Origin of the sequence: Nocardioides psychrotolerans, assembly GCF_900113685.1 — a bacterium.
GTDB lineage: Bacteria > Actinomycetota > Actinomycetes > Propionibacteriales > Nocardioidaceae > Nocardioides > Nocardioides psychrotolerans.
In genome coordinates, this window is sequence record NZ_FOQG01000003.1 from 93,354 (window position 1) to 108,535 (window position 15,182).

Here is a 15,182-nt window from a genome sequence, read left to right on the forward strand (position 1 = left end):
AACCCTCGACCTGCACCCTGGGTCGAAGCGTCCTAGTGTGGCGAGCGCCACCCCACCCGCACGTCCAGGAGTGAACATCGTGAGCGAAGAGACCCTGACCAACCTGTCCCGCGAGGAGCGCACGTTCGCCCCGCCGGCAGACCTGGCCGCCTCGGCCAACGTGACGGCCGAGGCCTACGACGCCGCTGCGGGCGACAGCGAGGTCTTCTGGGCCGAGGCCGCCGAGCGCTTGTCCTGGGACCAGACCTGGGAGCGCGTCCTCGACTGGGACAACCCCCCGTTCGCGAAGTGGTTCGTCGGTGGGCGACTCAACGCCGCCTACAACTGCGTCGACCGCCACGTGGAGGCAGGCAACGGCGACCGGGTCGCCTTCCACTGGGTCGGCGAGCCAGCCGACGACAAGCGCACGATCACCTACTCCGACCTCCAGGCCGAGGTCTCCCGTGCCGCCAACGCCCTGGTCGACCTGGGGGTCAAGGCCGGCGACCGGGTCGCGATCTACATGCCGATGATCCCCGAGACCGTCGTCGCGATGCTGGCCTGCGCCCGCCTCGGCGCCCCCCACACGGTTGTGTTCGGCGGCTTCTCCTCCGACGCGCTGGCCTCCCGGCTGGTCGACTGCGGCGCGAAGGTCGTCATCACCTCCGACGGCGGCTACCGGCGCGGCAGCGCCTCGGCGCTCAAGCCAGCGGTCGACGAGGCCCGCGCCAAGGCCTCCGGCGAGGGCTTCGACGTCGAGCATGTGCTCGTCGTACGACGCACGGGCCAGGAGGTCAGCTGGGACGACGCGGTCGACGTCTGGTGGCACGACGTCGTCGACAACGCCTCCGCCGAGCACGACTGCGAGTTCTTCGACTCCGAGCACCCGCTCTACGTCATGTACACCTCCGGCACGACCGGCAAGCCCAAGGGCATCCTGCACACCACGGGCGGCTACCTCACCGGCACGTCCTACACCCACAACGCGGTCTTCGACCTCAAGCCCGAGACCGATGTCTACTGGTGCACCGCCGACGTGGGCTGGGTGACCGGCCACTCCTACATGGTCTACGGCCCGCTCGCCAACGGCGCGACCCAGGTCATGTACGAAGGCACCCCCGATGCTCCTCACCGGGGCCGTTGGTGGGAGATCATCGCCGACTACGGCGTGACCATCTTCTACACCGCGCCCACCGCGATCCGGACCTTCATGAAGCAGGGCCGCGAGATCCCCGACGGCTTCGACCTGTCCTCGTTGCGCCTCCTCGGCTCGGTCGGTGAGTCCATCAACCCCGAGGCCTACATGTGGTACCGCGAGGTCGTCGGCGGTGAGCGCTGCCCGATCGTCGACACCTGGTGGCAGACCGAGACCGGCCAGATCATGATCTCCCCGCTCCCCGGCGTCACTGCCGGCAAGCCGGGCTCCGCGATGACCCCGATGCCCGGCATCGAGGTCGACGTCGTCAACGACGACGGCGAGTCTGTGCCCAACGGCTCCGGTGGCTACCTGGTGATCAAGGAGCCGTGGCCCGCGATGCTCCGCACCCTGTGGGGCGACGACGACCGGTTCAAGGAGACCTACTGGGCGCGCTTCCGCAAGTTGGGCTACTACTTCGCCGGCGACGGGGCCAAGAGGGACGACGACGGCGACATCTGGCTGCTGGGCCGCGTCGACGACGTCATGAACGTCTCCGGCCACCGGCTCTCCACCACCGAGATCGAGTCGGCGCTGGTCTCGCACCCCAAGGTCGCCGAGGCGGCCGTGGTCGGTGCGGCCGACGAGACCACCGGCCAGGCGGTCTGCGCGTTCGTGATCCTGCGCGACTCCGCCGGTGACGGTGGCGCCGACATCGTCGAGGAGCTGCGCAAGCACGTGCAGAAGGAGATCGGCGCGATCGCCAAGCCGCGCCAGATCCTGGTCGTCCCCGAGCTGCCCAAGACCCGCTCGGGCAAGATCATGCGCCGCCTGCTCAAGGACGTCGCCGAGCACCGCGAGGTCGGCGACGTCACCACCCTCGCCGACGGCGCCGTCATGGACCTGATCAGCAAGGGAGTCTCCTCCGGCAAGGCCGCCGACTGACCCACCATGGCGAGTCGGCGCGATGTTGCATGCACCATCGTGCCGACTCGGCCTCGTTCGGGGAATCGGGCGCTCGTCCCGACCGCGATAGGCTGATTTTGGTGCGCCTGGAAGTCTGGTCGGCAACGACCTGACCGACCCCATTGTCTGGAGCCGCACCTGTGACCACCCCGCCGTCGCCATCGGGCCGTACGACGAGCCACCGCCTCTTCTCGCGCGGCACCTTCCTGGAGAACTCCCGGGTCTCTGAGATCCTCCGCGCAGAGACGACCGGCGGATTGCTGCTCATCATCGGCGCGACGGTCGCGATCGTCTGGGCCAACACCCCGTGGGCCGACGTCTACGAGTCGATCCGCGACGTGCGGGTCGGCCCGGAGTCGTTGCACCTCGACCTGAGCCTCGGCACGTGGGCGGCCGACGGGCTGCTGGCGATCTTCTTCTTCGTGGCCGGGCTCGAGCTCAAGCGGGAGTTCGTCGCCGGCGACCTGCGAGACCCGCGTCGGGCCGCCGTCCCCGTCGCCGCGGCCATGGGCGGCATGGCCGCGCCGGCGCTGATCTTCGTGCTGTGGAACCTCGGCGGCGACGGCGGGCTGCGCGGCTGGGCGATCCCGACCGCGACCGACATCGCCTTCGCCGTGGCGATCCTGGCCGTGATCAGCACCCACCTCCCGAGCGGGCTGCGCACCTTCCTGCTCACGCTCGCGGTCGTCGACGACCTGCTGGCGATCACGATCATCGCGATCTTCTACACCGACGAGCTGGACCTGGCGTTCCTCGCGCTCGCGCTCGTGCCGATCGGGCTCTTCGGCCTGCTGGTGCAGAAGCGGATCCACAGCGGCTGGCTGCTCGTCCCGCTGGCCCTGGTCGCCTGGGCGCTGGTGCACGAGTCGGGCGTGCACGCCACCGTCGCCGGGGTGCTGCTCGCCTTCACCGTGCCTGTGCTGCGCCGTGACTCCGACCCTGACAAGCCTGGGCTGGCCGAGCACCTCGAGCACCTGGTCCGGCCCATCTCGGCCGGCTTCGCGGTGCCCGTCTTCGCCTTCTTCGCCGCCGGGGTGACCGTCGGCGGGTTCAGTGGGCTGGCCGACTCGCTGCGCGACCCCGTCGCGCTCGGGATCGTCTGCGGGCTCGTCGTGGGCAAGACCGTCGGCATCGTGGGCTCCACCTGGCTCTTGGCGACCTTCACCCGCGCCGACCTCGACGACGAGCTCTCCTGGGTCGACGTCACCGGCATGGCGATGCTGGCCGGCATCGGTTTCACCGTCTCGCTGCTGATCGGCGAGCTCGCCTTCGGTCAGGGCAGCGCGCGTGAGGACCACGTCAAGGTCGGGGTGCTCGTCGGCTCACTGACCGCGGCGCTCCTGGCGACCATCGTGCTGCGGGCGCGCAACCGCGTCTACCGGCGCATCTGCGAGCTCGAGGAGCGCGACGAGGACAGTGACGGCGTGCCGGACGTCTTCCAGCACGACGACTCTCACCCCTCCTGACGGGGCACCCACCCCTCGTCGTTCTGTAGGGTCGGGCTCACACTCCGAGCCCAGAGGACCCTGCATGGCAACCGAACCGGTCAAGGCACCGCCCGCTGAGGGCGATCCCACCATCGGACGTCTCGTCGCCGACGCCAGTCGCGACATCTCGACCCTGGTCTCCAAGGAGATCGAGCTCGCCAAGAGCGAGCTGAAGGTCAGCGTCACCGCCGGCGGCATCGGCGTCGCGATGTTCGCCGCGGCGGCGTTCGTCGCGGTCCTCGCGATCATCATGCTCTCGGTCGCGCTCGCCTACTTCATCCACTGGAACGACCACGGCCTCGAGCTGCACTGGGCATTCCTGATCGTCTTCGCGTTCTACCTCGCGATCGCCGGGCTGCTGGTCTTCGTCGGCATCAAGAAGGTCAAGCAGGTCAAGGCGCCCGAGAAGGCGATCCGGCAGGGCAAGCGGATCCCTGGTGCCCTGAAGGGCAAGAGCTAGCCTCCGCGCTCTCTGTCGTGGGCTGCATGAGTACCCGGATGTCCGGGGACTTTGTCGCTTGAGGGGTGGTGCAACACCCCTCAAGCGACAGACTCGCGCGCCAGGTCCAAGGCCGTACGCCGCCGCAGCAGGTCTCGACGGACGGGGTCGGACGGCCGACCTCAGCCCGCGCAGTCTCCGGTCGACTCAGCCTCGGTGTTGGTGACCCCGATCGCGGCAGAGTCGGCCACCTGGTCGGCGGTCAACGCGTAGCCGGTCTCGGGGTCGGTCACCGAAGCCGCGAACACCACGCCGGCGACATCGCCGGCGGAGGTGATGATCGGGCCGCCGGAGTTGCCGGGCCGCACCAGGCCACGCAGCGAGAACACCTCACGGATGACCGTGCCGTCGCCGTAGATGTTGGGCGAGCGCAGGCGCTGCTCGGAGCGGATGCGCCCGGGCTGGATGTCGAACGGGCCGTCCTGGGGATAGCCGAGGATCGCCACACCGGCCTCGGCCACGACCTCGAGGTCGAAGCGGAGCACCGGCAGGTCGTCGCTCTCGAAGGCCAGCACTGCGATGTCGAGGTCGGGGTTGTACTCCACGACCTCGGCCGGGACGGAGGAGTCGCCGATGATGATCTCAGGGTCGTCGACGCCGGCCACCACGTGGGCGTTGGTCATCAACCGGTCCTCGGAGAAGAGGAAGCCGGAGCCCTCGACACCACGCCCGCAGTCGTTGGTGCCGCGGATCTTGAGCACGGACGGCTCCGCGTCGAGCACGTCCGGGTCGCGCAGCAGACGCTGGGGACCTGGCCCGACCTCGACGATCCGCTCGGGCGCGAAGGGCTCGAGGTAGCGCGGGAAGAAGCTCGTGCCGACGACGTCGTTGAAGGCCTGGAGCACACCCGAGGCCGACTGGGGCAGGGCGGAGTCGACGGCCTTCAACATGGTGGAGCCACGGACCAGCGGGGTGACCGAGCCGATCCGGGAGCCGGAGATCGCGACGCCGAGTGCCCAGGCGACGATCAGCACCGCGAGGGCGCTGAGCGCGGCACCGCCGATCGCGTCGATCGCCCGGATGGGCTGCCAGGTGATGCGGTCACGGATCCGCGCGCCGGCGTACTGGAAGCCGGCCTGCCCCAGCGACGCGGCCAGGATCACGATGAAGAGCGCGCCCAGCGAGACCATCAGCGACGGGTCGGCGTCCCCCAGCGCGATCGGTGCGAGCCAGACGCCGAGCAGGCCGCCGAGCAGCAGGCCGGTGGTCGCGAACGCCCCGGTGACGAAGCCCTGCCAGTAGCCCGAGAGGGCGTAGGCGAGGACCAGGACGACGAGCAGCCAGTCGAGGGCGTTCACGGGCGCTCCTCGAAGCGGGTGTTGGGCGCGAAGTCGCGGCGAGTGGGTTCACCCTGCAGCATGTAGGACGGGAGCTCGCGCACCGGCGGGTCGTCGTGGGGGGCGTTCCAGCCGAGGAAGTCGAAGAGCCGCGAGATGATGCCGGCCGTGAAGCCCCACAGGATCACGTCCTTGTCGTCACCGATCATGAACCCGGGACCGGTGAACCCGCTGGGGTGGCGCACGTTGATCCGGTGGGTCGGCTCGACGAGCTCGCGCAGCGGGACGCGGTAGATCGCGTGCACCTCGTCGGGGGAGACCACCGAGACCGGGCTGGGCGCTCGCCACCACGCCAGCAACGGGGTGACGGCGAAGTTGCTCGGCGGCAGCCACAGCTCGGGCAGCTCGGCGAAGATGTCGACGCCCGCCGGGTCGAGACCCGTCTCCTCCTGCGCCTCGCGCAGCGCGGCCTCGCGGGGGGTCTCGCCGGGGTCGATCGTCCCGCCCGGGAAGGAGACCTGCCCGGGGTGGGAGCGCATGTGGTGGGCCCGCTCGGTCAGCAGCAGGTCGGGACCGGCCTCGGTCTCGCCGAAAAGCATCAGCACCGCACCGCGTCGGGGCTCGGAGTCCTCGGGCGGCATGAAGCGGGTCAGCTCGTGGACGGTGATCGAGCGCGCGCCCTCCTCGACGGGCCTCAGCCACTCGGGAAGGTCGCTCACAGGGTCACGTCCAGGTAGCGCTCGGAGAGCTCCTTGAGCTCGTCGACCGACTCGATGACCACGAACTCCATGTGCACGACCGTGCCGTCAGCGTCGACGAAGGCCATGAACGGCAGGCCCTGGATGAACGGGAACGGCGGCGAGTCGCTGACCAGGCCCTCGGGGTCGGCCAGCAGGTCGTAGGTGACTCCGCTCCTCGCCACGAGCGCCTCGGCCCTGTCCTGTCGCGTCTCGAGGTGGTTGATGCCGAGCAGTGCGACCTGGTCGCCGTAGCGCTCGTCGAAGTCGGCCAGCACCGGCATCTCGCGCGCGCACGGCCCGCACCACGACGCCCACAGGTTGACGACCATCGGGCCCTGGAGCATCGCGAGGTCGACCTCCTCGGCGGAGTCGAAGCCGGCCAGGCTGACCTCGGGCAGGGTCGTCACCTCCGGACGGTCGTCGCCCCCGGTGCAGGCGGACAGGAGGAGGGCGAGCGCCACGACGGGCGCCACGACGAGTCGTCTCACGCGGGCCCCTGGGTCTTGACCAGGGCCGCGGCGGCGACCGGGTCGGTCGGGCCCTCGCCGTACGACGGGCACAGTCGCGCCAGCGGGCAGGCACCGCACGCGGGCTTCTTGGCGTGGCAGCGGCGCCGTCCGTGCCAGATGAGGTGGTGACTCAGCATCGTCCAGTCACGCTTCGCGAAGAGCTCCCCGACCGCGTGCTCGGCCTTGACGGGGTCGGTCTCCTCGGTCCAGCCCAGGCGCCGCACGAGCCGTCCGAAGTGGGTGTCGACAGTGATGCCGGGCACGCCGAACGCGTTGCCGAGCACCACGTTGGCGGTCTTGCGACCGACGCCCGGCAGCGTCACGAGGTCGTCGAGACGCCCCGGCACGTGTCCGTCGTAACGTTCGACGAGGGCGGCGCTGAGCTTGAGCAGCGACTCGGTCTTGGCCCGGAAGAAGCCGAGCGGGCCGATGATCTGCTCGAGGTGCTCCCGCGGGGCGGCGGCCATCGCCTCGGGACCGGGGTAGGCGGCGAAGAGGGTGGGCCGGACCGCGTTGACCCGCCGGTCGGTGGTCTGCGCGCTCAGGACCGTCACGACCAGCAGCTCGAAGGGGTTCTCGAAGTCGAGCTCGCAGCGGGCGTCGGGGTAGGTCTCGGCAAGGATCCGGTCGACCTTGCGTGCCCGACGCACCAGGCCGGTGTGGGTCTCGGTCGCGGGCACCCCGACAGCCTACGGCGCACCGGGGACAGCACCCTTGACAGGACCACGTCGACATCCCGCACGGAAACTCGAGCCCCGCTCGGGCGGGTTGGGTTTCTCTGTGAGATCGCCCACTGGATAGGATCACCGGTGACACCACACCAGGAGGATCCGTGGACAACGACGTACTCCGTCAGGGCCCGCTGTTCAGCGCTCTCGACGACGAGGCCGCCACCGCACTGCGGGCTTCGATGACCGACACGCGGCTGCGCCGCGGCGACGTGCTCTTCCACGAGGGCGACTCGGGCGACAAGCTCTACATCGTGCTCGAGGGCAAGGTGAAGCTCGGCCGCTCGTCGTCCGACGGACGCGAGAACCTCCTCGCCATCCTCGGCCCGGGCCAGATGTTCGGCGAGCTCTCGCTCTTCGACCCCGGCCCGCGCTCGGCGACCGTCACCGCGGTCACCGACACCACCTTCGCCTCGCTGTCCCACGAGGACCTCCTGCGCTGGCTCGAGGGCCGCCCCGTCGTGGCGCGCGGCCTCCTCGCGCAGCTCGCCGGTCGGCTCCGCAAGGCCAACGACGTGGTCGCCGACCTGGTGTTCTCCGACGTCCCCGGCCGTGTCGCCAAGGCGCTGCTCGACCTCGCCGACCGCTTCGGCCGCACCGCCGACGACGGCGTCCACGTGCACCACGACCTCACCCAGGAGGAGCTCGCCCAGCTGGTCGGCGCCTCCCGCGAGACGGTCAACAAGGCGCTCGCCGACTTCGCCTCGCGCGGCTGGCTGCGCCTCGAGCCCCGCTCGGTCGTGATCATGGACGTCGAGCGCCTGGCCCGTCGCGCCCGCTGATCCCCCGGTCGCACCCGCGGCCACCGCACTCGTTGACCCGCTGACTCGGAGCCCGTCATCCGTCCCATCCCCCGCGACTACCCGCCGTTCCTCTACATCCCGTGCCGCGAGCACGTGCAGGAGGCCTCCGGCGCGGAGGCGCTCTACCGCACCACCCAGGACGGCCGCAGCGCCTTGCTGGTCTACTCCGCGCTAGACCGCCTGCACGCCTGCTGCGGCGAGGAGCAGCCGTGGTTCGGGCTGCCCACGGACGAGCTCCAGCGGCTCTACGACGTGCGCCCCTTCGACGTCGTCCGCACCGACGTCTACGTCCCCGAGGAACGACGCGAGCCCACCCCGCCGAGGCCGGTCCGATGAGGGCCACCGGATGAACCACGCCGCCGAGGACGGTGGCGGCGGGGCGCCCTCGAGCCTCGTCGTGGACCCGGGGACCCTCACCCAGGTCGCCGCCCGCCTGGGCACCGCGGCGGGTGATCTCGACGCCGCCGGGTCAACCAGACCGTCCGCCGGAGGGACCGGCCAGGCCGAGCCCCTGCTGCTGATGATCCTGGCCGCCGCGAGCGAGGCGGCTGGCCGACTGTCGTTCGAGTCGTCGAGGTTGGCGGCTGCCGTGGAGGACTGCAACGTCGCGGTCCAGACCGCAGACTCCCAGGCCGCGGCCTCCTTCCTGGTCGACGGCGGCACGCCGTGAGCGATCTCGACACCGAGATCGAGGGCAGTGTCGCCACCATCCGTGGCGTTGCGACCTGGCTCACCCGCGACCTGCGCCCGGGACTGGGCGACCTGAGCGACGCGGTGGCCGCCCAGCGCTCGGCCGCTCAGGGCGACTGGGACGGCGAGGCCGGCAGTGCCTTCGCCCAGCGAGCCGGCACCCTGACCACCTCGGCCGACGACGGCGCCCAGATCACCGGTGAGGTCGCGGATGACGTCGAGACCCTGGCCACGGCGCTCGGGACCGCCCAACAGGCAATGGCCGACGTCCGGGTCGCTGCCTGTGTCGGCGAGCTGGTGGTGGACGGGTTCTGGGTGCGCAACCCCGACGCGGCTGTGCAGGAGCACCCCGACAGGGTCCGGGTGTGGAACCGGTGCGTCGAGGACGCCACCGCCGCGTGGGAAGCCTGGCAGGCCGCGCTCGACACGGCCGGCTCCGCCTGGGCCGACCATGACTCGCAGTACGTCGGCATCGCCGCGCAGCTGCTGTCCGCGGGCGTCCAGGTCGAGCTGATCCGTCGTACGACGCCGATCCTGACCGCGGAGGTCGACTCGATGCTGACGCGGGCTGCCGAGCTGCGCGCCCACGCCGACGCCTTGCGAACGCCGGACGGGCAGATCTCCGACCCCTCCCGCTTCTACGACCTCCTCGACCAGGCCGACCGTCTCGACGACGCCCACCCGGCAGCCCGCGGCAACCTCCCGAGCTGGGAGCTGCCGCGCGGCCTGACCCGCGGGCTGTGGGTCCTCGACGTGGCGGCCGCCGGCTACAGCATCCACTCCGACTGGGACGAGGAGGGGCCGGCCCAGGCCATCACCTCCAACGCGGTCCCGGCCGCGGCCTCGATCGCCTCGGGTGTCGCTGCCGGCGCCGCGACGGGCGCGATCGTCGGCACCTTCATCCCCGTGCCCGGCGTGGGCACCGCCGCCGGTGTCGTCGTCGGCGCGGGCGTCGGGCTCGTCGTCGGCGCCTTCACCTCCGGGGCGGTCGACAGCCTCTTCGAGTCCGGGGCCGACTCCCTGGGCGACTGGGGCGGCGCCGTCGCCGACGGAGCCGACGAGATCGCCGACACGGTCAGCGGCCTGGCCGAGGGAGCAGGCGAGGTCTTTGACTCCATCTTCTGATCCCCCTCGCTGGCACCGCTCCACCCCGGTCGGCCTCTTCACCGCGGCGATCACCGCCCTGGTGTGCGCCGCCACCACCTGGAGCGCCGTCACCCAACCGGAGGGCCGCGCGGGCTCGGTCGCGGTTGCGCTCTTCACCGGCGCGGTGTCGCTGATGATGCTCGTCAGCCTGGTCCGCGAGCCAGGGGTCTGGTCGACGGCGGAGCTCGACGGGCGACCTGCCTGGCGGCTGCGCCTGGGACCCGGTCGTCCCGCCACGCTCACGGTCGTGGCGGTCCTGACGGCCACCGGCCTCGCCCTGGCCCTCGGCGCCGTCGCCGTCGGTGGCGACTCGCTGGTCGGAGCCGTGGTCGTGGGGCTGATCGCCGCCGCCGTGCTGCTGCTGGCAGGCGAGCTCGGCCGGGTGTCCGCTCGGAGGCCCGCCCTGCTCGTCGGTGTCGACCAGCTCCGTCACGAGGGGGCCGGGGTCCTCGTCGATCTTGACTGGGACGACGTCACGACCGTCGAGTGGGCCCACGTCGGCACCCGACGCGCCGCCTTGCGCATCGGCGCGGCCTCCGGCGCTGCCACGCACCACGTGCGCTCCCGCTCCTCGCTGCTCCCGCTCGACCACGTCCCCCACGAGCCGGGGATCGAGCTGCGCACCGGCCTCCTCGCGGACGGACCGGCGCTGGTGCGTCTGCTGCGCGAACTCCAGGTCGGCGGTCGGGACACCCGCGAGTCGCTGATCGCGCGTGGCACGCCCGAGGTGTCGAGCCGCTGAGGCGCCGTCAGCGGCGCTCGGCCAGGTAGGCCAGCTGCGCGCGGACCGAGAGCTCGGCGGCACCCCAGAGCACCGGGTCGACGTCCTGGTAGACGATCTCGACCACCTGGCGCGGCAGCTCGTCGACCGCGACCCCCTCGGGGTGCGGCGTGTCGCGCAGGGTGGCGACCGCCGCCTCGACCTGGCCGAGCCGATCCTTGCGGTGCGCGATGTAGAAGTCGAGCACCCCGAGGGCGTCGCCGATGACGGGGCCGTGGCCGGGCCAGATCGAGGCGACCTCGTGGGACGCGGCCAGCGCGTGGAGCCGGTCGAGGGAGTCGAGGTAGGCGCCGAGCCGGCCGTCGGGGTGGGCGACCACGGTCGTGCCCCGACCGAGCACCGTGTCGCCGGTGAGGACGGCGGCCTCGGCCGGCAGGAAGAAGGAGAGGGAGTCGGCCGTGTGGCCCGGCGTACCGATCACGCGGAGCTCGAGCCCGTCGACATCGACGACGTCACCGTCGCCGAGACCCTCGGAGCCGAGGCGGTAGGCGGGGTCGAGCGCGCGGACGCCGCAGCCCATCCGCTCCGCGAACTCCTGCGCGGCCTCGGCGTGGTCGTGGTGGTGGTGGGTGAGGAGCACGACGGCGACCTCGCCGGCCTGCTCAGCGATCGCGCCGAGGTGCGACTCGATCGAGGGACCGGGGTCGATCACGACCGAGCGTCGCGCGCCCGGCTCACGCAGCACCCAGGTGTTGGTGCCGTCGAGGGTCATCATGTTGGGGTTGGGCGCGAGCACGCAGCGCGCCCGCTCCCCGAAGGACCCGCCGTTCCAGGCGCCGTCCGCGCTCACGGACGACGCCGATCGGCCACCAGGGGACGCATCCGGTCGGGCATCGAGAGGGTCCAGCCGTCACCCAACGGCTCGACCGACGGGGTGAACATGTCGACCGTGCGTCCCTCGGCCACGGCAAGGACCTCGGTCGGCGACGACTCCTGGCCGATCTCGAGGCAGGTGAGGTACGTCGGCGGCATCATCGCCAGCTCCCCGCCGTCGGCCTGGTCGGCGGCCAGCCGGGCCGGGACCCAGTGGACCGAGGACGACTCGGTGGAGACGTCGCGGGTCAGCTGTCCCTCGGGGAGCAGGGCGACGAAGAACCAGGTGCGGTAGCGCTTGGGCTCGAAGACCGGTGTCAGCCAGCCGTCCCAGGTGCCGAGCAGGTCGGTGCGCAGCACCAGCCCGCGACGGGAGAGGAACTCGGTCATCGCGAGCTCGCGGGACTCCAGCGCGTGCCGGTCGGCCTCCCACTGATCACCGGTGGTGTCGGCGACCACGGTCTCCGGCGAGGCTCCGGCCAGGAGCACCCCGGACTCCTCGAAGGTCTCGCGCACCGCGGCGCAGACCAGCGCCCGCGCGGTCTCCTCGTCGGTGCCGAGCCGACGGGCCCACTCGGCGGGCGAGGGACCGGCCCACGCCACGGCCGCGTCGAAGTCGCGAGGGTCGACCCCGCCGCCGGGGAAGACGCACATGCCGCCGGCGAAGTCCATGGAGACCTGGCGCCGCAGGAGGTAGACCTCCGGGCCGTCGGGCGAGGGACGCATCAGGACGACGGTGGCCGCGTTGCGCGGCTCGGCCGGCGTCTTCGAGCCGTCCTCGAACTCGCGGGCGACCTCGATCAGGCCTTCGGGCAGCGGCACCGGTGGCAGCGGGATCCTCACGGCTCAGACCTCGACGAGGATCTCGACCTCGACCGGTGAGTCGAGCGGCAGCACCGAGACGCCGACGGCCGACCGGGCATGGATCCCGGCCTCGCCGAAGACCTCCCCGAACAGCTCGGAGGCGCCGTTGGCGACCTGGGGCTGGCCGGTGAAGTCGGGGGTGGAGGCAACGAAGACGACGACCTTGACGATCCGCTTGACCGCGCTGAGCTCGCCGACCTGGGCCTTCACAGCGGCGATCGCGTTGAGCGCGCACTGCTGCGCGCACGCGTAGGCCTCCTCGGCCGACACCTCGCCGCCGACCTTGCCGGTCAGCATCAGCTCACCGCGGCGCATCGGCAGCTGGCCCGACGTGAAGACGTGGTGGCCGCTGCGGACGGCCGGCACGTAGACCGCGACCGGCTTGGCGACTTCGGGGACCGCGAGCCCCATCGCCTCGAGGCGCTGCTCCGGCGTCCGGACCGCCTCGTCGGTCACTGGAGGGGCCGCTTGAAGTAGCCCACCAGGTTCTCGGGGTTCATGCCCGGCGCGATCTGCACCAGCTCCCACCCATCGGCCCCGAAGTTGTCGAGGATCTGCTTGGCCGCGTGCGTGAGGATCGGCGCGGTCAGGTACTCCCATTTCGTCATGCCTCGCACCCTACTCGGGGCGTACGCCGGACCCCTCGCGGCCCGGAGCGGCTAGAAGAGGTTGACCAGGTCGCTGATCACGCCGCGGAGCTCGTTGATGCCCAGGGCGAGGAAGAGCACCGCGCAGAGCGCGAGCAGGCCGTTGGAGATCCAGCCGTTGCGCCACTCGGCCGGCACGTCGGAGTGCGGCAGCGCGCCCTCACGGCGCTTGTTGAGCAGCACCAGCAGGGTGATCGCGAGGAACGGCATGAAGAGCGCACCGAGGGTGCCGTAGGCCAGGATCAGCCCGATCGGCTCGTCGAGCAGCAGGAGCAGCATCGGCGGGAAGGTCAGCCACAGCATGTAGGCGCGGAAGAAGCGGCCGCCCGTGCGCGTGTCGGGGTGACCCGACGGCAGCTCGCGCAGGTTGCCGACGTAGTCGGCGAACATCAGGCTCACGCCGCTCCACACGCCGATGAGCGAGGAGAAGGAGGACGCGAAGAACCCGAGCAGGAAGACCTTGCCGAACACCTCGCCGTAGCGCTCGTCGAGGATCCCGGAGAGCTGCACGAGCGCCTGGTCGCCGGTCTCCGCGGCGATGCCCATGGAGTAGTAGAGCTCGGCGCCGACGACGAGCATCGCCACGACGAAGACGCCCGTGACGACGTAGGCGACGGCGTTGTCGATGCGCATCACCCGCATGAACGCCGGCGTGCTCCAGCCCTTCTCGCGCAGCCAGTAGCCGTAGGCGGCGAGGGTGATCGTGCCGCCGACACCACCGGCGATCGCGAGCACGTTGACGACCGAGTCGTCCGGGAAGATCGGGCGCAGGCCCAGGGCGATCTCGCCGAGGTTGGGGGTCGCGAGCAGGGCCGCGCCGACCACGGTCACGAACATGACCCCGACCAGGAGCGCCATGATCTTCTCGAACGACGCGTAGGTGCCGAACCACACCAGCACCAGCCCGACGACGCCGATGGCCATCGCGGTCCACCGCAGCGAGAGGTCCGGGAAGAGCGCCACGAGCGGCAGCGCCGACGACGACATCGCCGTGGCGCCGTACACCAGGCCCCAGATGACGATGTAGGGCGCGAAGTACCACGTGGTCCAGCGCCCCAGACTGCGCCAGCCCTCGAAGATCGTGCGGCCGGTCGCGAGCGAGTAGCGCCCGGCGCCCTCCACCAGCACGACCTTGATGACGGCGCCCAGCACCGCGACCCACAGCAGCGTGTAGCCGAACTTCGCGCCGGCGACCAGCGTCGCCACGAGGTCGGCCGCCCCCACCCCGGTCGCGGCCACGACGAGACCCGGCCCGACGATCCGCCACTTCGGCGGTCGCTCACCAGCCGTCGTGTCAGTCGTGTCGGCCGTGCGGTCGGTGGTCAATGGACTGTCCCGAGAAGAACCATCGGGCCATCATCACCGCTCCGGTCTCAGGTGGCCAGCCAGGTGTCGAAGGCCAGGGTGCCTCTCGGAGCGTCCATGACCGGGAGCAGGCCGCCCCCACGCATCGCGGCGCCGGCCGCTCCGGGCAGCCGCACGGGCACGACCCTGCGGCGCAGGCCACGGGCCTGCGAGACGCGGCGGGCGAGGTCGGTGATCTGGTGCACCTCCGGTCCGGCGAGGTCGTCGACCCGACCGGCGGGGCCGGCCTCCACGAGGTCGACGAGCGCGTGCGCGACCTCGACCGCAGCGATCGGCTGGCTGAGCATGCACGGCACGAGCGAAAGCGGCCCGACGCGCACGAACCCCAGTGCCTGCTGGGCGAACTCGTGGAACTGGGTGGCGCGCAGGATGCTCCACGGCACCGCCCCTGCGGCGACGACCTGCTCCTGCAGGAGCTTGCCCTGGTAGTAGCCGGTCGGCACGCGGTCGATGCCGACGATCGACAGCGCGACGTGGTGCCCGACCCCCGCATCCTGCTCGGCCGCCAGCAGGTGGCGCGTGACACCGCCGAAGAACGCCTCGGCATCCCGACGCCTCTGGGCCGGGGTGCTCGTGACGTCGACGACCGCGTCGACCCCGTCCAGGCGCTCGGCCAGACCGGCGCCGCTGGTGAGATCGACCCCGAGGGACCGGGCGAGGCCGACGACCTCGTGGCCGCGCTCCTGCGCCACCTGCCCGACGTACGAGCCGACCACGCCGGTGACACCGGCAACTGCGATCCTCACCGGCGCA

At 71.5% G+C, this 15,182-nt stretch carries 18 protein-coding genes; 8 read left to right on the top strand and 10 right to left on the bottom strand.

The annotated features are described in order from the left end of the window. Positions 1-79 precede the first annotated feature (79 nt). The 3 genes from acs to BM204_RS04835 all read left to right on the top strand — a co-directional run bounded on the left by acs (position 80) and on the right by BM204_RS04835 (position 4,027). A complete protein-coding gene (gene acs, locus BM204_RS04825; RefSeq protein WP_091111227.1) occupies positions 80-2,059 on the top strand; it encodes an acetate--CoA ligase in 1,980 nt (659 codons plus the stop codon). 161 nt (positions 2,060-2,220) lie between these two features. After that, on the top strand, positions 2,221-3,546 hold the full coding sequence (nhaA, locus tag BM204_RS04830) for a Na+/H+ antiporter NhaA (RefSeq protein WP_218031288.1): 1,326 nt from the start codon (positions 2,221-2,223) through the stop codon (positions 3,544-3,546). Between the two features lie 64 nt (positions 3,547-3,610). Beyond that, a complete protein-coding gene (locus BM204_RS04835; RefSeq protein ID WP_091110886.1) occupies positions 3,611-4,027 on the top strand; it encodes a phage holin family protein in 417 nt (138 codons plus the stop codon). A gap of 161 nt (positions 4,028-4,188) precedes the next feature. Here the strand turns inward: BM204_RS04835 and BM204_RS04840 are convergent, their stop codons facing one another. Genes BM204_RS04840 through nth form a run of 4 tightly spaced genes read right to left on the bottom strand, consistent with a single transcriptional unit; the run spans position 4,189 to position 7,272 of the window. Further along, complete coding sequence (locus BM204_RS04840) at positions 4,189-5,364, bottom strand: MarP family serine protease (protein ID WP_091110887.1); 1,176 nt, start codon at positions 5,362-5,364, stop codon at positions 4,189-4,191. Further along, positions 5,361-6,062: an NUDIX hydrolase gene (locus tag BM204_RS04845; protein WP_246166384.1), complete on the bottom strand. Its 702-nt coding sequence runs from the start codon at positions 6,060-6,062 to the stop codon at positions 5,361-5,363. The genes BM204_RS04840 and BM204_RS04845 overlap by 4 nt, the downstream gene beginning before the upstream one ends. Then, a complete protein-coding gene (locus BM204_RS04850) occupies positions 6,059-6,571 on the bottom strand; it encodes a TlpA family protein disulfide reductase (protein WP_170259229.1) in 513 nt (170 codons plus the stop codon). The genes BM204_RS04845 and BM204_RS04850 overlap by 4 nt, the downstream gene beginning before the upstream one ends. Continuing rightward, positions 6,568-7,272, bottom strand: a complete 705-nt coding sequence (gene nth / locus BM204_RS04855) for an endonuclease III (RefSeq protein WP_246166387.1) — start codon at positions 7,270-7,272, stop codon at positions 6,568-6,570. The genes BM204_RS04850 and nth overlap by 4 nt, the downstream gene beginning before the upstream one ends. A gap of 152 nt (positions 7,273-7,424) precedes the next feature. Here nth and BM204_RS04860 point away from each other — a divergent pair, with 152 nt between their 5' ends. The 5 genes from BM204_RS04860 (at position 7,425) to BM204_RS04880 (ending at position 10,701) form a co-directional block, all read left to right on the top strand. After that, complete coding sequence (locus BM204_RS04860) at positions 7,425-8,102, top strand: Crp/Fnr family transcriptional regulator (RefSeq protein WP_091110890.1); 678 nt, start codon at positions 7,425-7,427, stop codon at positions 8,100-8,102. A 114-nt stretch (positions 8,103-8,216) separates the two neighbouring features. After that, the gene (locus BM204_RS04865) at positions 8,217-8,459 is read left to right on the top strand and encodes an SAV_915 family protein (RefSeq protein WP_218031289.1); all 243 of its coding nucleotides are present in this window, start codon (positions 8,217-8,219) and stop codon (positions 8,457-8,459) included. Positions 8,460-8,469: 10 nt separating this feature from the next. Further along, complete coding sequence (locus BM204_RS04870) at positions 8,470-8,793, top strand: hypothetical protein (RefSeq protein WP_091110894.1); 324 nt, start codon at positions 8,470-8,472, stop codon at positions 8,791-8,793. After that, positions 8,790-9,938 carry a hypothetical protein gene (locus tag BM204_RS04875; RefSeq protein WP_091110896.1) on the top strand — a complete coding sequence of 383 codons (1,149 nt, stop codon included), beginning with the start codon at positions 8,790-8,792 and terminating at the stop codon, positions 9,936-9,938. The genes BM204_RS04870 and BM204_RS04875 overlap by 4 nt, the downstream gene beginning before the upstream one ends. Further along, positions 9,922-10,701, top strand: coding sequence for a hypothetical protein (locus tag BM204_RS04880; RefSeq protein ID WP_143099655.1), 780 nt, complete (start codon positions 9,922-9,924; stop codon positions 10,699-10,701). Before BM204_RS04875 ends, BM204_RS04880 begins: the two co-directional genes overlap by 17 nt. Positions 10,702-10,708: 7 nt before the next feature. On the opposite strand, the gene BM204_RS04885 is transcribed toward BM204_RS04880, so the two are convergent. The 6 genes from BM204_RS04885 to BM204_RS04910 form a co-directional block, all read right to left on the bottom strand. Next, positions 10,709-11,455, bottom strand: a complete 747-nt coding sequence (locus tag BM204_RS04885; protein ID WP_091111232.1) for an MBL fold metallo-hydrolase — start codon at positions 11,453-11,455, stop codon at positions 10,709-10,711. Positions 11,456-11,526: 71 nt separating this feature from the next. Next, complete coding sequence (locus BM204_RS04890; protein ID WP_091110900.1) at positions 11,527-12,396, bottom strand: NUDIX hydrolase; 870 nt, start codon at positions 12,394-12,396, stop codon at positions 11,527-11,529. Between the two features lie 3 nt (positions 12,397-12,399). Continuing rightward, positions 12,400-12,873 carry a RidA family protein gene (locus tag BM204_RS04895; RefSeq protein ID WP_091110901.1) on the bottom strand — a complete coding sequence of 158 codons (474 nt, stop codon included), beginning with the start codon at positions 12,871-12,873 and terminating at the stop codon, positions 12,400-12,402. Continuing rightward, positions 12,870-13,025: a Sp36 family protein gene (gene sp36 / locus BM204_RS04900; protein WP_091110903.1), complete on the bottom strand. Its 156-nt coding sequence runs from the start codon at positions 13,023-13,025 to the stop codon at positions 12,870-12,872. The genes BM204_RS04895 and sp36 overlap by 4 nt, the downstream gene beginning before the upstream one ends. Positions 13,026-13,076: 51 nt before the next feature. Further along, on the bottom strand, positions 13,077-14,390 hold the full coding sequence (locus BM204_RS04905; protein WP_091110905.1) for an Nramp family divalent metal transporter: 1,314 nt from the start codon (positions 14,388-14,390) through the stop codon (positions 13,077-13,079). A gap of 47 nt (positions 14,391-14,437) precedes the next feature. Then, a complete protein-coding gene (locus BM204_RS04910) occupies positions 14,438-15,175 on the bottom strand; it encodes an SDR family oxidoreductase (protein ID WP_091110906.1) in 738 nt (245 codons plus the stop codon). Between the last annotated feature and the right edge of the window lie 7 nt (positions 15,176-15,182).